This is a genomic window from Streptomyces graminilatus (assembly GCF_001418565.1).
Classification (GTDB): Bacteria; Actinomycetota; Actinomycetes; order Streptomycetales; family Streptomycetaceae; genus Streptomyces; species Streptomyces graminilatus.
This window is the reverse complement of record NZ_LIQQ01000524.1, coordinates 1-14,912: the sequence shown is the minus strand read 5'-3', so window position 1 is coordinate 14,912 and position 14,912 is coordinate 1. Positions and strand designations below refer to the sequence as shown.

Genomic DNA, 14,912 nt, shown 5'->3' with positions numbered 1-14,912 from the left:
GCGTAGGCCACTGCTCACGCACCCACGGAGGGTCACCCCCGGGGGCCCTGCGGGGGTCTCTTCGGTGACCCTCCGTGGGTGCGTGAGCCGTGGCCTACGCTTGGGCGGGTGACGACCCCGGAAGCTGACCAGTCCTCGTCCGTGCCCGAAGCCGACGGGCCGGGGGAGCGCCCTGACGCGCGGGCTTCCTCCGGCTCGGCCGGTCAGGAGGGCGGAGCCGAGGCTCCCCGGCCCGAGGAGCGGCTGGAGCGGGCCGTTCGGGTGGCCGAGCAGGCGCTCATCGAGTACGAGATCGCCGTCGAGACCTTCCGTATCGAGGTCGAGAACTTCTCCCGGCTGCACCACCAGAAGCTCGGCCCGATGTACTCGCGCCTCGACGAGCTGGACGCCGAGATCGCCGAGGCGAAGGCCGCCCGCACCGGCGACCCCGAGGACGTACGGGCGGCGCAGGAGGCGCGGGCGCGGGTCATGCCGATGCCCGGTGTCGAGGAGCTGTTCCACGGCTGGATGGACTCGGAGGGGCTGTTCCCGGAGGCGGTGGCGATGCTCACCGAGCAGCCGGTACGGCCCCCGCAGCGGGTCCGCCCGAGCGACGAGGCCCGCAAGCTCTACCGCGAACTGGTCCGCAAGGCCCATCCGGACCTGGCGCAGGACGAGGCGGAGCGGGCGCGGCGCGACGAGTTCATCTCCCGGGTCAACAGCGCCTACGGGCGGGGCGACGAGCCGCTGCTGCGGGAGCTGGCCGAGGAGTGGGCGGCCGGTCCGGCGCCCGCCGAGTGGCGGCCCAGCCACAGCGAGGAGCTCTACGCCCGTCTCGAATGGCTGTCCCAGCGCAAGGAGCTGCTCACGCTGGTCGCCCGTGAGCTGGAGGAGGGGGCGATCGGAGCGATGCTGAAGCTCGCTCCGGACGACCCGGACCGTCTCCTGGAGGAGATCGCCGAGCAGCTGCTGGCCCAGGTCGAGCGGCGCGAGGCGGAACTCGCCGAACTGCTCGGCCGGTGACCTGGGTATCGTCGGGGGCATGAGTTTCGGATCTGGTGTGCCCACGGTCGAGGTCACGGACCTCAAGGACGGCGACTTCCTGCTGGACGTCCGTGAGGATGACGAGTGGCAGGCGGGGCACGCCGAGGGGGCGTTGCACATCCCGATGAGCGAGTTCGTCTCCCGCTACGGCGAGCTGACCGAGGCGGCGCCGCAGGACGGGCGGGTCAATGTGATCTGCCGTTCCGGTGGCCGGTCGGCCCAGGTGACGAACTACCTGGTCCAGCAGGGCATCGACGCCGTGAACGTGGGCGGCGGTATGCAGGTGTGGGAGGCGGCGGGCCGCCCGGTCGTCACCGACGGGGGCGCGCCGGGCTTCGTGGCCTGATCTTTTCCCATCTGTTCCCATCTGTTCTGATCCAGCCTGGGTGCCGGGTGCCGGGTGTCTGACGGGCTGCGGCTGCCTCAGCCCAGTTGGTGTGCCGCTAGTAGGTCGCCCAGTGCCTCCTCGTGGGCCGCCGCCGGGCCGAGGGACAGTTCCAGGTACTTGGCCCAGGCGTGGTACCGGTGCAGCGGATAGTCGGTGTCGGCGCCGAAACCGCCGTGCAGGTGCTGCGCGGTCTGCACGACCCTTCGTACCCCTTCCGAGGCCCAGATCTTGGCGACGGCGACATCCCCGGAGACGGGCAGCGCGGCCTGCGCCCCCGTGCCGGCCCGCCAGGCCGCCTGCCACAGGGTTGCCTCCATCGCGCGCAGGTCGATGTACCGGTCGGCGGCCTGCACGGCGACGGCCTGGAAGGTGGCCAGCGGGTGTCCGAACTGCACCCGCTTGCTGGTGTAGTCGCTGGTCATGCCCAGTACGGCGGTACCCAGTCCGAGCGCGAGCGCGCAGGTCCCGACGGTCAGCAGATCGCGCAGATACGGCCAGGCGCCGTCGGCGTCCAGGACGTACCGGTCCGGCAACCGCACGGAGTCCAGGCGCAGTTCGCCGAGTCGCTCACCGGCGGTGGATATCTGCTCGGCGAGGGCGACACCGTCGAGCGGGACGCCGTCGCCAAGGCGGGGGACAAGGGCGACGACGGTGCGGTCGGCGCTGGTGCGGGCGGGGACGAGGACGAAGTCGGCGTTGTGCGCCCAGGGGATCGCGGTCTGGACTCCGTCGAGGACCCAGAAGTCGCCGTCCCGGCCGGCGGTGACGGCGAGTTCGGCGGGGTCGTGGCCGGTCCGGCCGTGCGCGGCGACGGTGAGCACCAGTTCGCCGGTCCCGGTCCGGCGCAGCACCTCGTCCCGCAGCTCCCCGTCCCCGTACGCCTGTACGGCTGCGGCGGCGGCGCAGTTCTCCAGCAGGGGCACCCTTGCCAGGACCTGCGAGGACTCGCGCAGTACGAGGCACAGGGCGATGGCGTCGAGGCCGGCTCCGCCGTACTCCTCGTCGAGCAGCAGGCTCAGCAGGTCCGCTGCGGCGAGCCGTTCCCACAGGGCCCGGTCGAAGTCGTCCGCTACGGCACCGGGGACGAGTGACGGGCTGGGCACCGCGTCCGGCGCGACCCCGCCGAACACCGCCCGGGCCGCCTCGGCCGCCGCCTGCTGTTCCTCACTGAACCTGAAGTCCATGTGCTGTCCTCTCGGCCCGGGGCGGGTGATCTGACGGGGCGTCAAGATAGAACAGGTTCTAGAAGAAGGGAACGGGCGGGATCGGGGGAGGGGTGCGGTGGTGGCGACCGATCGTTCGGTCTGTGCGGGTTGTCCGAGTCGATGGTCCGGTGGCGGGCCGTAGGGTGTCAACGGCTGTGGGCAACGGCTGTGGACAACTTCCGGGTCCGGCCTCCCGGGCGGTGCTCATTTGGTCGTGCAGGTGTGCGAAGAGGGCTGCGCGGGGCGGGTGGCTCTGAGTACCGTGCCGGTGCGGACGCCGTGGGCGCGGCCGGACCGGGTATCGGGAGACGGGGCGGAATGGACGCGAACGAGGCAGGCCCGGACGCCGGGCACGGGCGCGACGAGCCCGCCGGGGCCGGCGAGGCCGAGGGCTCCGCCGCCCCGGGGGAAGCGCCCCGCCCGGCACTGGCCGCCCTCTCCCTCCCGTACCAGATGGGCGCCGCCCTCGCCGTCGCGGTCGTCGCCGTGGCCGCGTGCGTTCATCTCGGGCTCGTCTTTCTGCACATCGCGCCCTCGAACACGATCACCAAGGAGCACGCCCGGACGATCGACGACTGGATCTACCCGGAGTTCGAACAGAACTGGAAGCTCTTCGCCCCCAACCCGCTGCAGCAGAACGTCGCCGTCGAGGCCCGCGCGGATGTCCGCACCGCGGACGGCCAGGCCCGGACCACCGGCTGGTACGACCTGTCCGCGCTGGACGGCGAGGCCATCGACGGCAATCCGGTACCGAGTCACACCCAGCAGAACGAGCTGCGCCGGGCCTGGGACTTCCTCATCGGCTCCCACGACGCCCAGAACCGTCCCTCGGGCCTGCGCGGTGCCCTCGCCGAGCAGTACCTGACCCGCATCGTCGTGCCGCGTCTCGAACGCGAGGACGCGGCCGGACCCGGCGGCACCATCGACCGTGTCCAGGTCCGCTCCCGCAGTACGAACGTCCGACCGCCGGAGTGGAGCCAGGAACAGGTGTCCGAGACGCCCGCGTACCGCGTGATGCCCTGGTGGTTCGTCCCGGACGACATAGCGGCCGAGACAGCGGGCAGCGCCCAAGTGACGAAGGGGGACGGCTCATGAGTCGCCTTCCCGCGGCCCTCGGCTCGCTCTCCCGGTCGGTCTCGAACGGCATCGGCCGCGTCACCGAGAGCGCCCTCGGCCCCTACCAGGCCGCCGTCGTGCGGATCGGCTTCTCGGCGACCTGGCTGCTGTTCCTGCTGCGCGAGTTCCCGCACCGGCAGGAGCTGTACGGGCCCGACGGCCCCTGGAGCTGGCATCTCGGCCAGCAGCTCATCGCGGACAACGGCGCCTTCACGGTGCTGATGTGGTCCGGCGGCCAGTTCTGGTTCGAGTTCGTCTACCTGTTCGCGGTGCTGGCCAGCCTGCTCCTTCTGCTCGGCTGGCGGACCCGGACCCTGTCCGTGCTCTTCATGGTCGGCGTGCTCTCGCTCCAGAACCGCAGCATCTTCGTGGGCGACGGCGGCGACAACGTCCTGCACCTGATGTCCATCTACCTGGTGTTCACGCGCTGCGGCCAGGTGTGGTCCCTGGACGCCCGGCGGGCGCGGCGGGCACGCGCGCGCGTGACTCTCGACGGCGAACCCGCCCCCGACCGCGTGGGACCCGTGCTCTGGGGCGTCCTGGGGGTGTTCCTGCTGGGCGGTCTCGCGGCCGGGAGGCTCGACGGCGACCCGCTGGCTCCGTCGATCCTCTGGGGCATGTGGCTGGCGCTGGGTGTGTGGTGGGTCGTGGCGCGCCGTGGGAGTGGTCAGCTCCGGATGCTCCTCGACATCGTCGGCAACGTCGTGCACAACGCGGCCCTCTTCGTGATCATGGCCGAGGCCTGTCTGATCTACGCGACGGCCGGCTGGTACAAGATCCAGGGTTCGCGCTGGCAGGACGGCACCGCCGTCTACTACCCGCTCCACCTCGACTACTTCTCCCCGTGGCCCGCGCTCTCCGACCTGATGTCGTCGAGCGGGACGCTGGTGACACTGGTGACGTACGGGACGGTCGTCGCGCAGGTCGCCTTCCCCTTCACGCTCTTCAACCGGCGGGTCAAGAACGTCCTGCTGGCCGTGATGATGACCGAGCACGCCGTGATCGCCGTCGTCCTCGGACTGCCCTTCTTCTCCCTCTCGATGATCGCCGCGGACGCCGTGTTCCTGCCGACCTCCTTCCTGCTCCGCCTCGGCGACGGGGCGGCACGCGCGCGTGTGCGTCTGCTCGCACGGCTGCGAAGGACGCGGAGGAGCGGCGGCACCGGGCCGGACGAGCAGGTCCGTGAGACGGCAGGTGGGACGGCAGGTGGGACGGCCGGTGATCCGGCGGACGGGACGGTTCCGGCGGACAGGACGGCAGAGCCCCGCACGTAGGCTTCACGGCATGACGGACGCGGTGACGGGATCGGCGACAGACGGCATGGTGTCGGCAACGGACGTGGTGGGCGAGTGGCACCGGCTCGCGGGCGGCTGTGTCCTGCTCGACGGCTTCCACGCCCTCAAGCACGCCGTCCGCTTCGGAGCCCGGATCCCGGTCGCGGTGACCACCGGACGGCGGGCCGCGCTGGATCTCGCCGACGAGCTGGCTCCGGACGTACGGGACGTCCTGGACGGGCTCCTGACCGAGGTCCCGGAGACGGCGTACGCGTCCCTGGTGCCGCGCGCGCACCCCACCGCGGTGGCCGCCCTGGCCGTACGGCCCTCGCGCGAGGCCAATCTGGCGGCGCTGGCGCGCGCACCGCGCACCGCGCCCGTCGTCGTCCTGGACGACCCGCGCAATCTCGGCAACGCGGGGGCGGTGATCCGGCTCGCGGCCGGATTCGGTGCGACCGGGGTCGTCACCACCGGCACGCTCGACCCGTGGCACCCCACCGTCGTGCGCGGTGGGGCGGGGCTGCACTTCGCGACCGCCGTGGAGCGGCTGACGGTGGACGGGCTGCCGTCCGGGCCGGTGTTCGCGCTCGACCCGGAGGGCGACGACATCCGGGGGCTGAGGCTCCCGGACGACGCCGTGCTCGCCTTCGGCTCCGAACGCAGCGGGCTGTCGCCCGAGCTGCGCGCGCGTGCCGACGGTCTGGTGTCCCTCCCGATGCGCCCCCAGGTCTCCAGCTACAACCTGGCGACCAGTGTGGCCATGACGCTGTACCACTGGAGCATCACCGGCGGGCCCGCCTTCCAGGCCACTTCTGGGCCCCGTCCAGGCGCCCTGTAGGGGTCAGGCCTGGCGGCGGACCTCCACCACCCGGAACCGGTTGGCCACGAACGCGCCGTCGCACAGTGCCGCGTTCGCCGCCGGGTTGCCGCCCGAGCCGTGGAAGTCGGAGAAGGCGGCCGTCTGGTTGACGTACACCCCGCCGGTCAGGTTCAGCGACAGCTGGGCGCACTCCTCCAGGCAGGCCTCCTCGACGGCCCGTTCGAACTCCGGGTCGGTTGTGTACGCGCCGACCGTCATGGCGCCCTTGTCGCGGATCGTCCGCCGCAGCAGGTCCACCGCGTCCGCCGCCGAGTCGACCGCGACGGCGAAGGAGACCGGCCCGAAGCACTCGTTCATGTAGGCGGCCTCGGAGTCCGCCTCGTCCCAGGATTTCCGTGTGCCGTCGAGCTTCACGATGACGGGTGTACGGACCACCGCGTCGGGGAAGTCGGGGTTCACGATCTCCCGTGAGGCCAGGGCGACCTCGCCGAGCCCGGCCGCCGCCTCCAGGCGTGCCTTGACGTCGGGGTTGACGATCGCGCCCAGCAGCCCGTTCGCGCGCGCGTCGTCGCCCAGGAGCCCGCCGACGGCCGCGGCGAGGCCGGTGACCACCTCGTCGTACGACTTGTGGCCGTCCTCCGTGCGGATGCCGTCGCGGGGGATCAGGAGGTTCTGCGGGGTGGTGCACATCTGGCCGCTGTAGAGGGAGAGCGCGAAGGCCAGGTTCGACAGCATGCCCTTGTAGTCGTCGGTCGACTCCACGATCACCGTGTTGACGCCGGCCTTCTCCGTGTAGACCTGCGCCTGGCGGGCGTTGGCCTCCAGCCAGTCGCCGAACGACGTCGAGCCCGTGTAGTCGACGATCCGGATCTCCGGGCGGGTCGCCAGGGTCTTCGCGATGCCCTCGCCGGGGCGCTCGGCGGCCAGCGCCACCAGGTTCGGGTCGAAGCCGGCCTCCGCCAGGACCTCGCGCGCGATGCCGACCGTCAGCGCGAGCGGCAGTACCGCGCGCGGGTGGGGCTTCACGAGGACCGCGTTCCCGGTGGCCAGGGACGCGAACAGGCCCGGGTAGCCGTTCCATGTGGGGAAGGTGTTGCAGCCGATCAGGAGCGAGATGCCGCGCGGGACCGGTGTGAACTCCTTGGTGAGGGCCAGCGGGTCGCGCTTGCCCTGGGGCTTGCTCCACTCCGCCGTGCCGGGGGTGCGGACCTGCTCCGCGTACGCGTACGCCACCGCCTCCAGGCCGCGGTCCTGGGCGTGCGGGCCGCCCGCCTGGAACGCCATCATGAAGGCCTGGCCGCTGGTGTGCATGACCGCGTGCGCGAACTCGTGCGTCCGGCCGCTGATCCGCTTGAGGATCTCCAGGCAGACCATCGCGCGGACCTCGGCGCCCGCGTCGCGCCAGGCGCCCTGGCCGGCCTTCATGGCGGGCAGCAGCACGTCGGCGTCCGCGTGCGGGTAGGTGACGCCGAGACGGATGCCGTACGGGGACACCTCGTCGCCGACCCAGTCGTCCGTGCCGGGCTGGCCGAGGTCGAGGCGGGTGTCGAGGACGGCGTCGAAGGCGGCCTTGCCGGCTGCCATGTCCAGGCTGCCGTCCGCCCCGTACGCCTTGGGGTGTTCGGGGTGCGGGGACCAGTACGCGCGCGTGCGGATCGCTTCCAGCGCCTGGTCGAGGGTGGGCCGGTGCTGGGCGATCAGCTGGTGCGCGGTGAGTTCGGCGGCCATCAGGGACCAACTCCTCGTCTCAAGAGCACTTCGTTGAGCTCATGACCTGGGGCGTGACCCAGCGCATGAACAGGTGCATGAACAGGGACATGACCTGGGCAGAAAAGGCACGACAGAGTTAGAGTAACCGAACGATCGGTCGGGACAAGGGGGTCCGCCGCATCTGTGGACAACGTCGTGCGGGAGGATCGCGCACATGACTGCACTCGACCTCAGCAGCCCCGTGGCCGTCGTCGGCACCGGCACGATGGGCCAGGGCATCGCCCAGGTCGCGTTGGTCGCCGGTCATGACGTACGACTGTTCGATTCCATGCCGGGGAGGGCCCAGGCCGCCGCCGACGCGATCGGCGGTCGTCTCGACCGTCTGGTCGAGAAGGACCGGATGACGGCGGCCGACCGGGACGCCGCCCGGTCCCGGCTGCACGCCGCCAAAAGCCTCGCCGAACTCGCCGACTGCTCCCTCGTCGTCGAGGCCGTCCTCGAACGGCTCGACGTGAAGCAGAAGCTGCTGCGCGACCTGGAGGCGGTGGTCGACGACGACTGTCTGCTCGCCACCAACACCTCCTCCCTGTCCGTCACCGCCATCGGGGGCGTACTGCGCAATCCCGGTCGGTTCGTGGGGCTGCACTTCTTCAACCCGGCGCCGCTGCTGCCCCTCGTGGAGGTCGTCTCCGGGTTCGCCACCGACGTCACGTCGGCCACGCGCGCGTACGAGATGGCCCGCGCCTGGGGCAAGACCCCGGTCGCCTGCGCCGACACCCCCGGCTTCATCGTCAACCGCCTCGCCCGGCCCTTCTACGCGGAGGCCTTCGCGGCGTACGAGGCCCAGTCCGCCGACCCCGCCACCATCGACGCGGTGCTGCGCGAGTGCGGCGGGTTCAGGATGGGCGCGTTCGAACTGACCGACCTGATCGGGCAGGACGTCAACGAGGCCGTCACCCACTCCGTGTGGCAGGCCTTCTTCCAGGACGTGCGGTTCACGCCCTCGCTCGCCCAGCGGCGGCTCGTCGAGTCGGGCCGGCTGGGCCGCAAGACCGGACAGGGCTGGTACGACTACGGGGACGACGCCGAGCGTGCCGAACCGCACACCGCGGAACAGGCCCAGGCGCCCGCGTACGTCGTCGCCGAGGGCGACCTGGGCCCCGCGTCCGACCTCCTCGCGCTGATCCGTGAGGCGGGCGTTCCCGTCCGTGAGGACGAGGAGGACCACGGCACCCGGCTGGTGCTGCCCGGCGGCGGCCAGCTGGTCCTCGCCGACGGGCAGACCAGCGTCGAGTTCCGTGACGTCGTCTACTTCGACCTCGCCCTCGACTACCGGCGGGCCACCCGGATCGCCCTGTCCGCCTCCCAGGACACCCAGCCGCAGACCCTCTCCGAGGCCATCGGTCTCTTCCAGGCGCTCGGCAAGGACGTCAGCGTCCTCGGGGACACCCCCGGCATGATCGTCGCCCGTACGGTGGCCCGGATCGTCGACCTCGCGCACGACGCCGTCGCCAAGGGCGTCGCCACCGAGGAGGACGTCGACACGGCGATGCGCCTCGGGGTCAACTACCCGCTCGGGCCGTTCGAATGGAGCCGCAGGCTCGGCCGGAGCTGGGCGCACGAGATCCTCGACGAACTCCACCAGCGCGACCCGAGCGGACGGTACGCGCCGTCCCTCGCCCTCTACCGCCACGCGTACGCCACCGACAAGCGGGAGGGCACCCCATGAGCACCGCCAAGCGCGACACGTACACCCCGAGCACCCTGCTCCAGGTCGCCGTCCAGGTGTTCAACGAGCGCGGCTACGACGGCACCTCCATGGAGCACCTCTCCAGGGCCGCGGGCATCTCCAAGTCGTCGATCTACCACCACGTCACCGGCAAGGAGGAGCTGCTGCGCCTGGCCGTCGACCGGGCCCTGGACGGGCTCTTCGGGATCCTCGACGAGGAGCACGCGTGCGTGGGGCCCGCCGCCGGGCGGCTGGAGTACGTCGTACGGCGCATGGTCGAGGTGCTCATCGCCGAACTGCCGTATGTGACGCTGCTGCTGCGGGTGCGCGGCAACACCGACACCGAGCGCCGTGCCCTGGACCGGCGCCGGGACTTCGACCACCGGGTCGCCGACCTGCTCAAGGCGGCGGCCGCCGAGGGGGACATACGCGGTGACGTGGAGGTGCGGCTCGCGACGCGGCTCGTCTTCGGGATGATCAACTCGGTGGTGGAGTGGTACCGGCCCGACGGGCGCGGCATGGGCGAGCGGGAGGTCTCCGACGCGGTGGTGCGGCTGGTCTTCGGAGGGCTGCGCAAGCCGGAACCGGCCACCCTGGAGGAGTGACTCAGGCCTGTGGTTCCAGGTCCTCCGCCTCGAACACCAGCAGCGTGCGCGTGCTGAGCACCTCCGGGATCGCCTGGAGACGTGTCAGCACCAGCTCGCGCAGCGCCTTGTTGTCGGGGGTGTGGACCAGCAGGAGCACGTCGAAGTCGCCGCCCACCAGGGCGATGTGGTCTGCCCCGGGGAGCTGCCGCAACTGCTCGCGGACCGTGCGCCAGGAGTTCTGGACGATCTTCAGGGTGATGTAGGCCGAGGTGCCCTGCCCGGCGCGTTCGTGGTCCACACGGGCGCCGAAACCGCGGATCACGCCGTCCTCGATGAGACGGTTGATGCGCGCGTATGCGTTGGCCCGCGAGACGTGCACGCGTTCGGCCACGGAACGGATCGAGGCGCGGCCGTCCGCCTGGAGCATCTTCAGGATGTCCTGATCGATGGCGTCCAGCGGGCGCGGGGGCGGCAGGGCGGCGCCCCCTTCGGGACTTTCGGCCATTTGTTCAGGTGACATGTCCCCCCGCCTCCCTGTCATGGACGTACTGCGTCCATCTCAGGCTGTGGAGAACCGTTTGTCCACAGCCTGGAGGTGCCTGTAGCCAAAATGTGCCGACGACCGAACAATCGGTAGGTGAGGCGAGTCACATCCGTGGCGCGCCCGGAGCCGTCTCCCACGAGGAGGTGCCGTCATGACGGTCATGGAGGAGCGGGGCGCTTACCGGCCCACCCCGCCGCCCGCCTGGCAGCCCCGTACCGACCCCGCGCCGCTGCTGCCCGACGCGGCTCCGTACCGCGTCCTCGGCACCGGGGCGGCCGCGCAGGCGGACCCCGGGCTGCTGCGCCGGCTGTACGCGCAACTGGTGCGCGGGCGCCGGTACAACGCGCAGGCCACCGCTCTCACCAAGCAGGGCCGGCTCGCCGTGTACCCCTCCAGCGTCGGCCAGGAGGCCTGCGAGGTGGCCGCCGCGCTCGTCCTGGAGGACCGCGACTGGCTCTTCCCCAGCTACCGGGACACGCTCGCCGTGGTCGCCCGGGGCGTGGACCCCGTACAGGCGCTGACGCTGCTGCGCGGCGACTGGCACACCGGGTACAACCCGCGGGAGCACCGGGTGGCGCCGCTGTGCACCCCGCTCGCGACGCAGTTGCCGCACGCCGTCGGGCTCGCGCACGCCGCCCGCCTCAAGGGGGACGACGTCGTCGCGCTGGCCATGGTCGGTGACGGCGGCACCAGCGAGGGCGACTTCCACGAGGCGCTGAACTTCGCGGCCGTGTGGCAGGCGCCGGTCGTCTTCCTGGTCCAGAACAACGGCTTCGCGATCTCCGTGCCCCTCGCCAAGCAGACCGCAGCCCCGTCGCTGGCCCACAAGGCCGTCGGCTACGGGATGCCGGGCCGCCTGGTCGACGGCAACGACGCGGTCGCCATGTACGAGGTGCTGAGCGAAGCCGTGCGCCACGCGCGCGCGGGTGGCGGTCCCACGCTCGTCGAGGCGGTGACCTACCGCGTGGAGGCGCACACCAACGCCGACGACGACAAGCGCTACCGGGCCGACTCCGAGGTCGCCGCCTGGCGCGCGCACGACCCGATCGACCTCCTGGAACAGGAGCTCACCGCGCGCGGACTGCTCGACGAGGACGGCATCCGGGCCGCGCGCGACGACGCCGAGGCGCTCGCCGCCGACCTGCGCGCCCGCATGAACCAGGACCCGGCGCTCGACCCCATGGACCTGTTCGCCCAGGTGTACGCCGAGCCCACCCCGCAGCTTCGCGAGCAGCGGGCCCAGTTGCGGGCCGAACTCGACGCCGAGGCGGAGGAGTCGCACCGATGACCACTGTCGCCGTCAAACCCGCCACCATGGCGCAGGCCCTCACACGCGCGATGCGCGACGCGATGGCCGCCGACCCCACCGTGCACGTCCTGGGTGAGGACGTGGGCACCCTCGGCGGGGTCTTCCGGGTCACCGACGGGCTCGCCAAGGAGTTCGGCGAGGACCGCTGCACGGACACCCCGCTCGCCGAGGCGGGCATCCTCGGGGCGGCCGTCGGCATGGCCATGTACGGTCTGCGCCCGGTCGTCGAGATGCAGTTCGACGCGTTCGCCTATCCCGCGTTCGAGCAGTTGATCTCGCACGTCTCCCGGATGCGCAACCGCACCCGCGGGTCGATGCCCCTGCCGATCACCGTCCGGGTGCCCTATGGCGGTGGCATCGGCGGCGTCGAACACCACAGCGACTCCTCCGAGGCGTACTACATGGCGACCCCTGGACTCCAGGTCGTCACGCCCGCCACGGTCGCCGACGCCTACGGTCTGCTGCGGGCCGCCATCGCCTCCGACGACCCTGTGGTCTTCCTGGAGCCAAAGCGCCTCTACTGGTCGAAGGACTCCTGGAACCCGGACGAGCCGCCGGCCGTTGAACCGATCGGACGCGCGGTGGTGCGGCGCCCGGGCCGCAGCGCCACGCTGATCACGTACGGGCCGTCCCTGCCCGTCTGCCTGGAGGCGGCGCGGGCGGCCGAGGCGGAGGGCTGGGACCTGGAGGTCGTCGACCTGCGGTCCCTGGTCCCGTTCGACGACGAGACGGTGTGCGCCTCGGTACGGCGCACCGGGCGGGCCCTCGTCGTGCACGAGTCGGGCGGTTTCGGCGGCCCGGGCGGGGAGATCGCGGCCCGCGTCACGGAGCGCTGCTTCCACCACCTGGAGGCGCCGGTGCTGCGCGTCGCCGGGCTGGACATCCCGTACCCGCCGCCGATGCTGGAGCGGCACCACCTGCCCGGTGTCGACCGTGTACTGGACGCCGTGGGACGGCTGCAGTGGGAGGCGGAACGCTGATGGCGCAGGTACTGGAGTTCAGGCTCCCCGACCTCGGCGAGGGACTCACCGAGGCGCTGATCGTGCGCTGGCTCGTCGAGGTCGGCGAGGTCGTCGCCGTCGACCAGCCGGTCGTCGAGGTCGAGACGGCCAAGGCGATGGTCGACGTCCCGTGTCCGTACGGCGGTGTCGTCACCGCCCGCTTCGGCGAGGAGGGCACCGAACTCCCCGTCGGCTCCCCCCTGGTGACGGTGGCCGTCGGGACACCGGCCGACACCGACGCCGCCGGTGACACGGCCGAGGGCTCCGGGAACGTCCTCGTGGGCTACGGCACGTCCGAGGCGCCCGCCCGGCGCCGCAGAGTACGGCGGGACCAGACACCGCCGGCAGCACCGGCCGCCCCCAAGGACACGGCGGCCGTCAAGGACACCGCCGCACAGGCCTCTGCCCCGGCCCGGGTGGACGGTTCCGTGCCGGTCATCTCGCCGCTCGTGCGCAGGCTCGCCCGCGAGAACGGCCTGGATCTGCGGGAGCTGGCGGGTTCGGGACCCAACGGACTGATCCTGCGCGCCGATGTCGAACTCGCCCTGCGCGCGGGCGCCACGCGCCCCGGGCCGTCGGCTCCGGCCTCGACCCCGGCCGAGGTTCCGGCGTCCGTCGCGCAGCCCACCTCCACCTCCGCCACCATCGAGGGCACGCGCGTCCCCCTCAAGGGCATTCGCGGTGCCGTCGCCGACAAGCTCTCCCGCAGTCGGCGCGAGATCCCGGACGCGACCTGCTGGGTGGACGCCGACGCGACGGAACTGATGCGCGCGCGTGCGTCGATGAACGCGGGCGGCGGTCCGAAGATCTCCCTCCTCGCCCTGCTCGCCCGGATCTGCACAGCCGCCCTCACCCGGTACCCCGAGCTGAACTCCACGGTCGACCCGGCGGCCAGGGAGATCGTCCGGCTCGACCGGGTCCACCTCGGCTTCGCCGCCCAGACCGAACGCGGGCTCGTCGTCCCCGTCGTACGGGACGCCCACACCAGGAACACCGGGGCGCTCAGCGCGGAGATCGCCCGGCTGACCGAGGCGGCCCGCACCGGCGCCCTCACACCCGCGGAACTCACCGGCGGGACGTTCACGCTGAACAACTACGGCGTGTTCGGTGTCGACGGCTCCACGCCGATCCTCAACCACCCCGAGGCGGCCATGCTCGGCGTCGGCCGGATCGTCCCCAAGCCATGGGTGCACGAGGGCGGACTCGCGGTGCGCCAGGTCGTCCAACTGTCGTTCACCTTCGACCACCGGGTGTGCGACGGCGGTACGGCGGGCGGTTTCCTGCGCTATGTGGCGGACTGCGTCGAACAGCCGGCGGTGCTGCTGCGCACGCTGTGACCGGGGTGGCACCCCGCGTTCCCCGTGCCCGCCGGGCGGCCCGCATACTCGGAGGGTGACCGCCTACGAGCCCCAGCCCCCAGGGACCCCCGGCGCCGACGGTTACGACGCCGTCGTGCTCGCGGGCGGGGCCGCCCGGCGGCTCGGCGGCGCCGACAAGCCCGGTGTCCGGGTGGGCGGGCGCCCGCTGCTCGACCGGGTGCTCGCCGCCTGCGCCGACGCCGGCACCACCGTGGTCGTGGCCGCTCCCCGGCCCACCGCACGGCCCGTCACCTGGGCCCACGAGGACCCGCAGGGCGGCGGACCCGTCGCCGCGCTCGACGCGGGTCTGCGGCACACCGGCGCCGAGCGGGTGATCGTACTCTCCGCCGACCTTCCGTTCCTCGCACCGACCACGGTACGGCGGCTCCTCGACGCGCTGCGGACGAGCGGCGCCGAGGGCGCGCTGCTCACCGACTCCGGCGGCCGGGACCAGCCGCTCGTGGCCGTGTACCGGGCGTCCGCGCTGCGCCGGGAGCTGGACGCGCTCGCCCTCGAACACGGCGGCCTCACCGGCCTGCCGCTGCGCCGGCTGACGGCCGCGCTCGAACTCACCCGGGTGTCCGACCCCGTCGCGTCCTTCGACTGCGACACCTGGGACGACATCGCCGCCGCCAGAGCACGCATCAGGGAGCATGGGCACGTGTTGGACGAATGGATTTCCGCAGCCAAGGACGAACTGGGCGTCGACCTGGACGTCGACACCCACCTCCTCCTGGACCTCGCCCGTGACGCCGCGCACGGGGTGGCCAGGCCGGCCGCACCCCTGACGACGTTCCTCGTCGGGTACGCGGCGGGCCGCGCCGGGGGCGGCCCGCCGCGTACCCGAC

At 72.3% G+C, this 14,912-nt stretch carries 14 protein-coding genes; 11 read left to right on the top strand and 3 right to left on the bottom strand.

What is annotated here, in order from left to right; all coding sequences use genetic code 11:
- Positions 1–108 precede the first annotated feature (108 nt).
- Both AOK08_RS35010 and AOK08_RS35005 read left to right on the top strand, forming a co-directional pair.
- Positions 109–1,002: a J domain-containing protein gene (locus AOK08_RS35010; RefSeq protein WP_055533516.1), complete on the top strand. Its 894-nt coding sequence runs from the start codon at positions 109–111 to the stop codon at positions 1,000–1,002.
- A 37-nt stretch (positions 1,003–1,039) separates the two neighbouring features.
- Positions 1,040–1,369: a rhodanese-like domain-containing protein gene (locus AOK08_RS35005; RefSeq protein WP_055533514.1), complete on the top strand. Its 330-nt coding sequence runs from the start codon at positions 1,040–1,042 to the stop codon at positions 1,367–1,369.
- Positions 1,370–1,446: 77 nt separating this feature from the next.
- On the opposite strand, the gene AOK08_RS35000 is transcribed toward AOK08_RS35005, so the two are convergent.
- Complete coding sequence (locus AOK08_RS35000; protein WP_055533512.1) at positions 1,447–2,595, bottom strand: acyl-CoA dehydrogenase family protein; 1,149 nt, start codon at positions 2,593–2,595, stop codon at positions 1,447–1,449.
- A 339-nt stretch (positions 2,596–2,934) separates the two neighbouring features.
- Here AOK08_RS35000 and AOK08_RS34995 point away from each other — a divergent pair, with 339 nt between their 5' ends.
- The 3 genes from AOK08_RS34995 to AOK08_RS34985 are packed head-to-tail and all read left to right on the top strand — an operon-like array spanning position 2,935 to position 5,844.
- The gene (locus tag AOK08_RS34995; protein WP_055533510.1) at positions 2,935–3,711 is read left to right on the top strand and encodes a DUF5819 family protein; all 777 of its coding nucleotides are present in this window, start codon (positions 2,935–2,937) and stop codon (positions 3,709–3,711) included.
- The gene (locus tag AOK08_RS34990; RefSeq protein WP_055533508.1) at positions 3,708–5,006 is read left to right on the top strand and encodes an HTTM domain-containing protein; all 1,299 of its coding nucleotides are present in this window, start codon (positions 3,708–3,710) and stop codon (positions 5,004–5,006) included. Before AOK08_RS34995 ends, AOK08_RS34990 begins: the two co-directional genes overlap by 4 nt.
- 10 nt (positions 5,007–5,016) lie before the next feature.
- Complete coding sequence (locus AOK08_RS34985) at positions 5,017–5,844, top strand: TrmH family RNA methyltransferase (RefSeq protein WP_055533506.1); 828 nt, start codon at positions 5,017–5,019, stop codon at positions 5,842–5,844.
- A 3-nt stretch (positions 5,845–5,847) separates the two neighbouring features.
- On the opposite strand, the gene paaN is transcribed toward AOK08_RS34985, so the two are convergent.
- Positions 5,848–7,554 carry a phenylacetic acid degradation protein PaaN gene (gene paaN / locus AOK08_RS34980; RefSeq protein ID WP_055533504.1) on the bottom strand — a complete coding sequence of 569 codons (1,707 nt, stop codon included), beginning with the start codon at positions 7,552–7,554 and terminating at the stop codon, positions 5,848–5,850.
- Between the two features lie 196 nt (positions 7,555–7,750).
- Here paaN and AOK08_RS34975 point away from each other — a divergent pair, with 196 nt between their 5' ends.
- Entirely contained in the window at positions 7,751–9,265 is a 1,515-nt protein-coding gene (locus AOK08_RS34975) for a 3-hydroxyacyl-CoA dehydrogenase (protein ID WP_055533502.1), read from the top strand.
- On the top strand, positions 9,262–9,870 hold the full coding sequence (locus tag AOK08_RS34970) for a TetR/AcrR family transcriptional regulator (protein ID WP_055533501.1): 609 nt from the start codon (positions 9,262–9,264) through the stop codon (positions 9,868–9,870). Before AOK08_RS34975 ends, AOK08_RS34970 begins: the two co-directional genes overlap by 4 nt.
- A 1-nt stretch (position 9,871) precedes the next feature.
- On the opposite strand, the gene AOK08_RS34965 is transcribed toward AOK08_RS34970, so the two are convergent.
- The gene (locus tag AOK08_RS34965; protein ID WP_055533499.1) at positions 9,872–10,357 is read right to left on the bottom strand and encodes an Lrp/AsnC family transcriptional regulator; all 486 of its coding nucleotides are present in this window, start codon (positions 10,355–10,357) and stop codon (positions 9,872–9,874) included.
- Positions 10,358–10,547: 190 nt separating this feature from the next.
- Here AOK08_RS34965 and pdhA point away from each other — a divergent pair, with 190 nt between their 5' ends.
- The 4 genes from pdhA to AOK08_RS34945 all read left to right on the top strand — a co-directional run.
- A complete protein-coding gene (gene pdhA, locus AOK08_RS34960) occupies positions 10,548–11,684 on the top strand; it encodes a pyruvate dehydrogenase (acetyl-transferring) E1 component subunit alpha (RefSeq protein WP_055533497.1) in 1,137 nt (378 codons plus the stop codon).
- Positions 11,681–12,685, top strand: a complete 1,005-nt coding sequence (locus AOK08_RS34955) for an alpha-ketoacid dehydrogenase subunit beta (protein ID WP_055533495.1) — start codon at positions 11,681–11,683, stop codon at positions 12,683–12,685. Before pdhA ends, AOK08_RS34955 begins: the two co-directional genes overlap by 4 nt.
- Entirely contained in the window at positions 12,685–14,043 is a 1,359-nt protein-coding gene (locus AOK08_RS34950) for a dihydrolipoamide acetyltransferase family protein (protein ID WP_055533493.1), read from the top strand. Before AOK08_RS34955 ends, AOK08_RS34950 begins: the two co-directional genes overlap by 1 nt.
- Positions 14,044–14,098: 55 nt before the next feature.
- On the top strand, positions 14,099–14,912 hold an 814-nt coding region (locus AOK08_RS34945), incomplete at its 3' end, for an NTP transferase domain-containing protein (protein ID WP_055533491.1).

Coding starts and splice junctions, on each gene's coding strand:
- AOK08_RS34955 (WP_055533495.1), top strand. CDS start 11,681: ATGACCACTGTCGCCGTCAAACCCGCCACCATGGCGCAGGCCCTCACA.
- AOK08_RS34990 (WP_055533508.1), top strand. CDS start 3,708: ATGAGTCGCCTTCCCGCGGCCCTCGGCTCGCTCTCCCGGTCGGTCTCG.
- AOK08_RS34995 (WP_055533510.1), top strand. CDS start 2,935: ATGGACGCGAACGAGGCAGGCCCGGACGCCGGGCACGGGCGCGACGAG.
- paaN (WP_055533504.1), bottom strand. CDS start 7,554: ATGGCCGCCGAACTCACCGCGCACCAGCTGATCGCCCAGCACCGGCCC.
- AOK08_RS34985 (WP_055533506.1), top strand. CDS start 5,017: ATGACGGACGCGGTGACGGGATCGGCGACAGACGGCATGGTGTCGGCA.
- AOK08_RS34965 (WP_055533499.1), bottom strand. CDS start 10,357: ATGGCCGAAAGTCCCGAAGGGGGCGCCGCCCTGCCGCCCCCGCGCCCG.
- AOK08_RS34950 (WP_055533493.1), top strand. CDS start 12,685: ATGGCGCAGGTACTGGAGTTCAGGCTCCCCGACCTCGGCGAGGGACTC.
- pdhA (WP_055533497.1), top strand. CDS start 10,548: ATGACGGTCATGGAGGAGCGGGGCGCTTACCGGCCCACCCCGCCGCCC.
- AOK08_RS35000 (WP_055533512.1), bottom strand. CDS start 2,595: ATGGACTTCAGGTTCAGTGAGGAACAGCAGGCGGCGGCCGAGGCGGCC.
- AOK08_RS34975 (WP_055533502.1), top strand. CDS start 7,751: ATGACTGCACTCGACCTCAGCAGCCCCGTGGCCGTCGTCGGCACCGGC.
- AOK08_RS34970 (WP_055533501.1), top strand. CDS start 9,262: ATGAGCACCGCCAAGCGCGACACGTACACCCCGAGCACCCTGCTCCAG.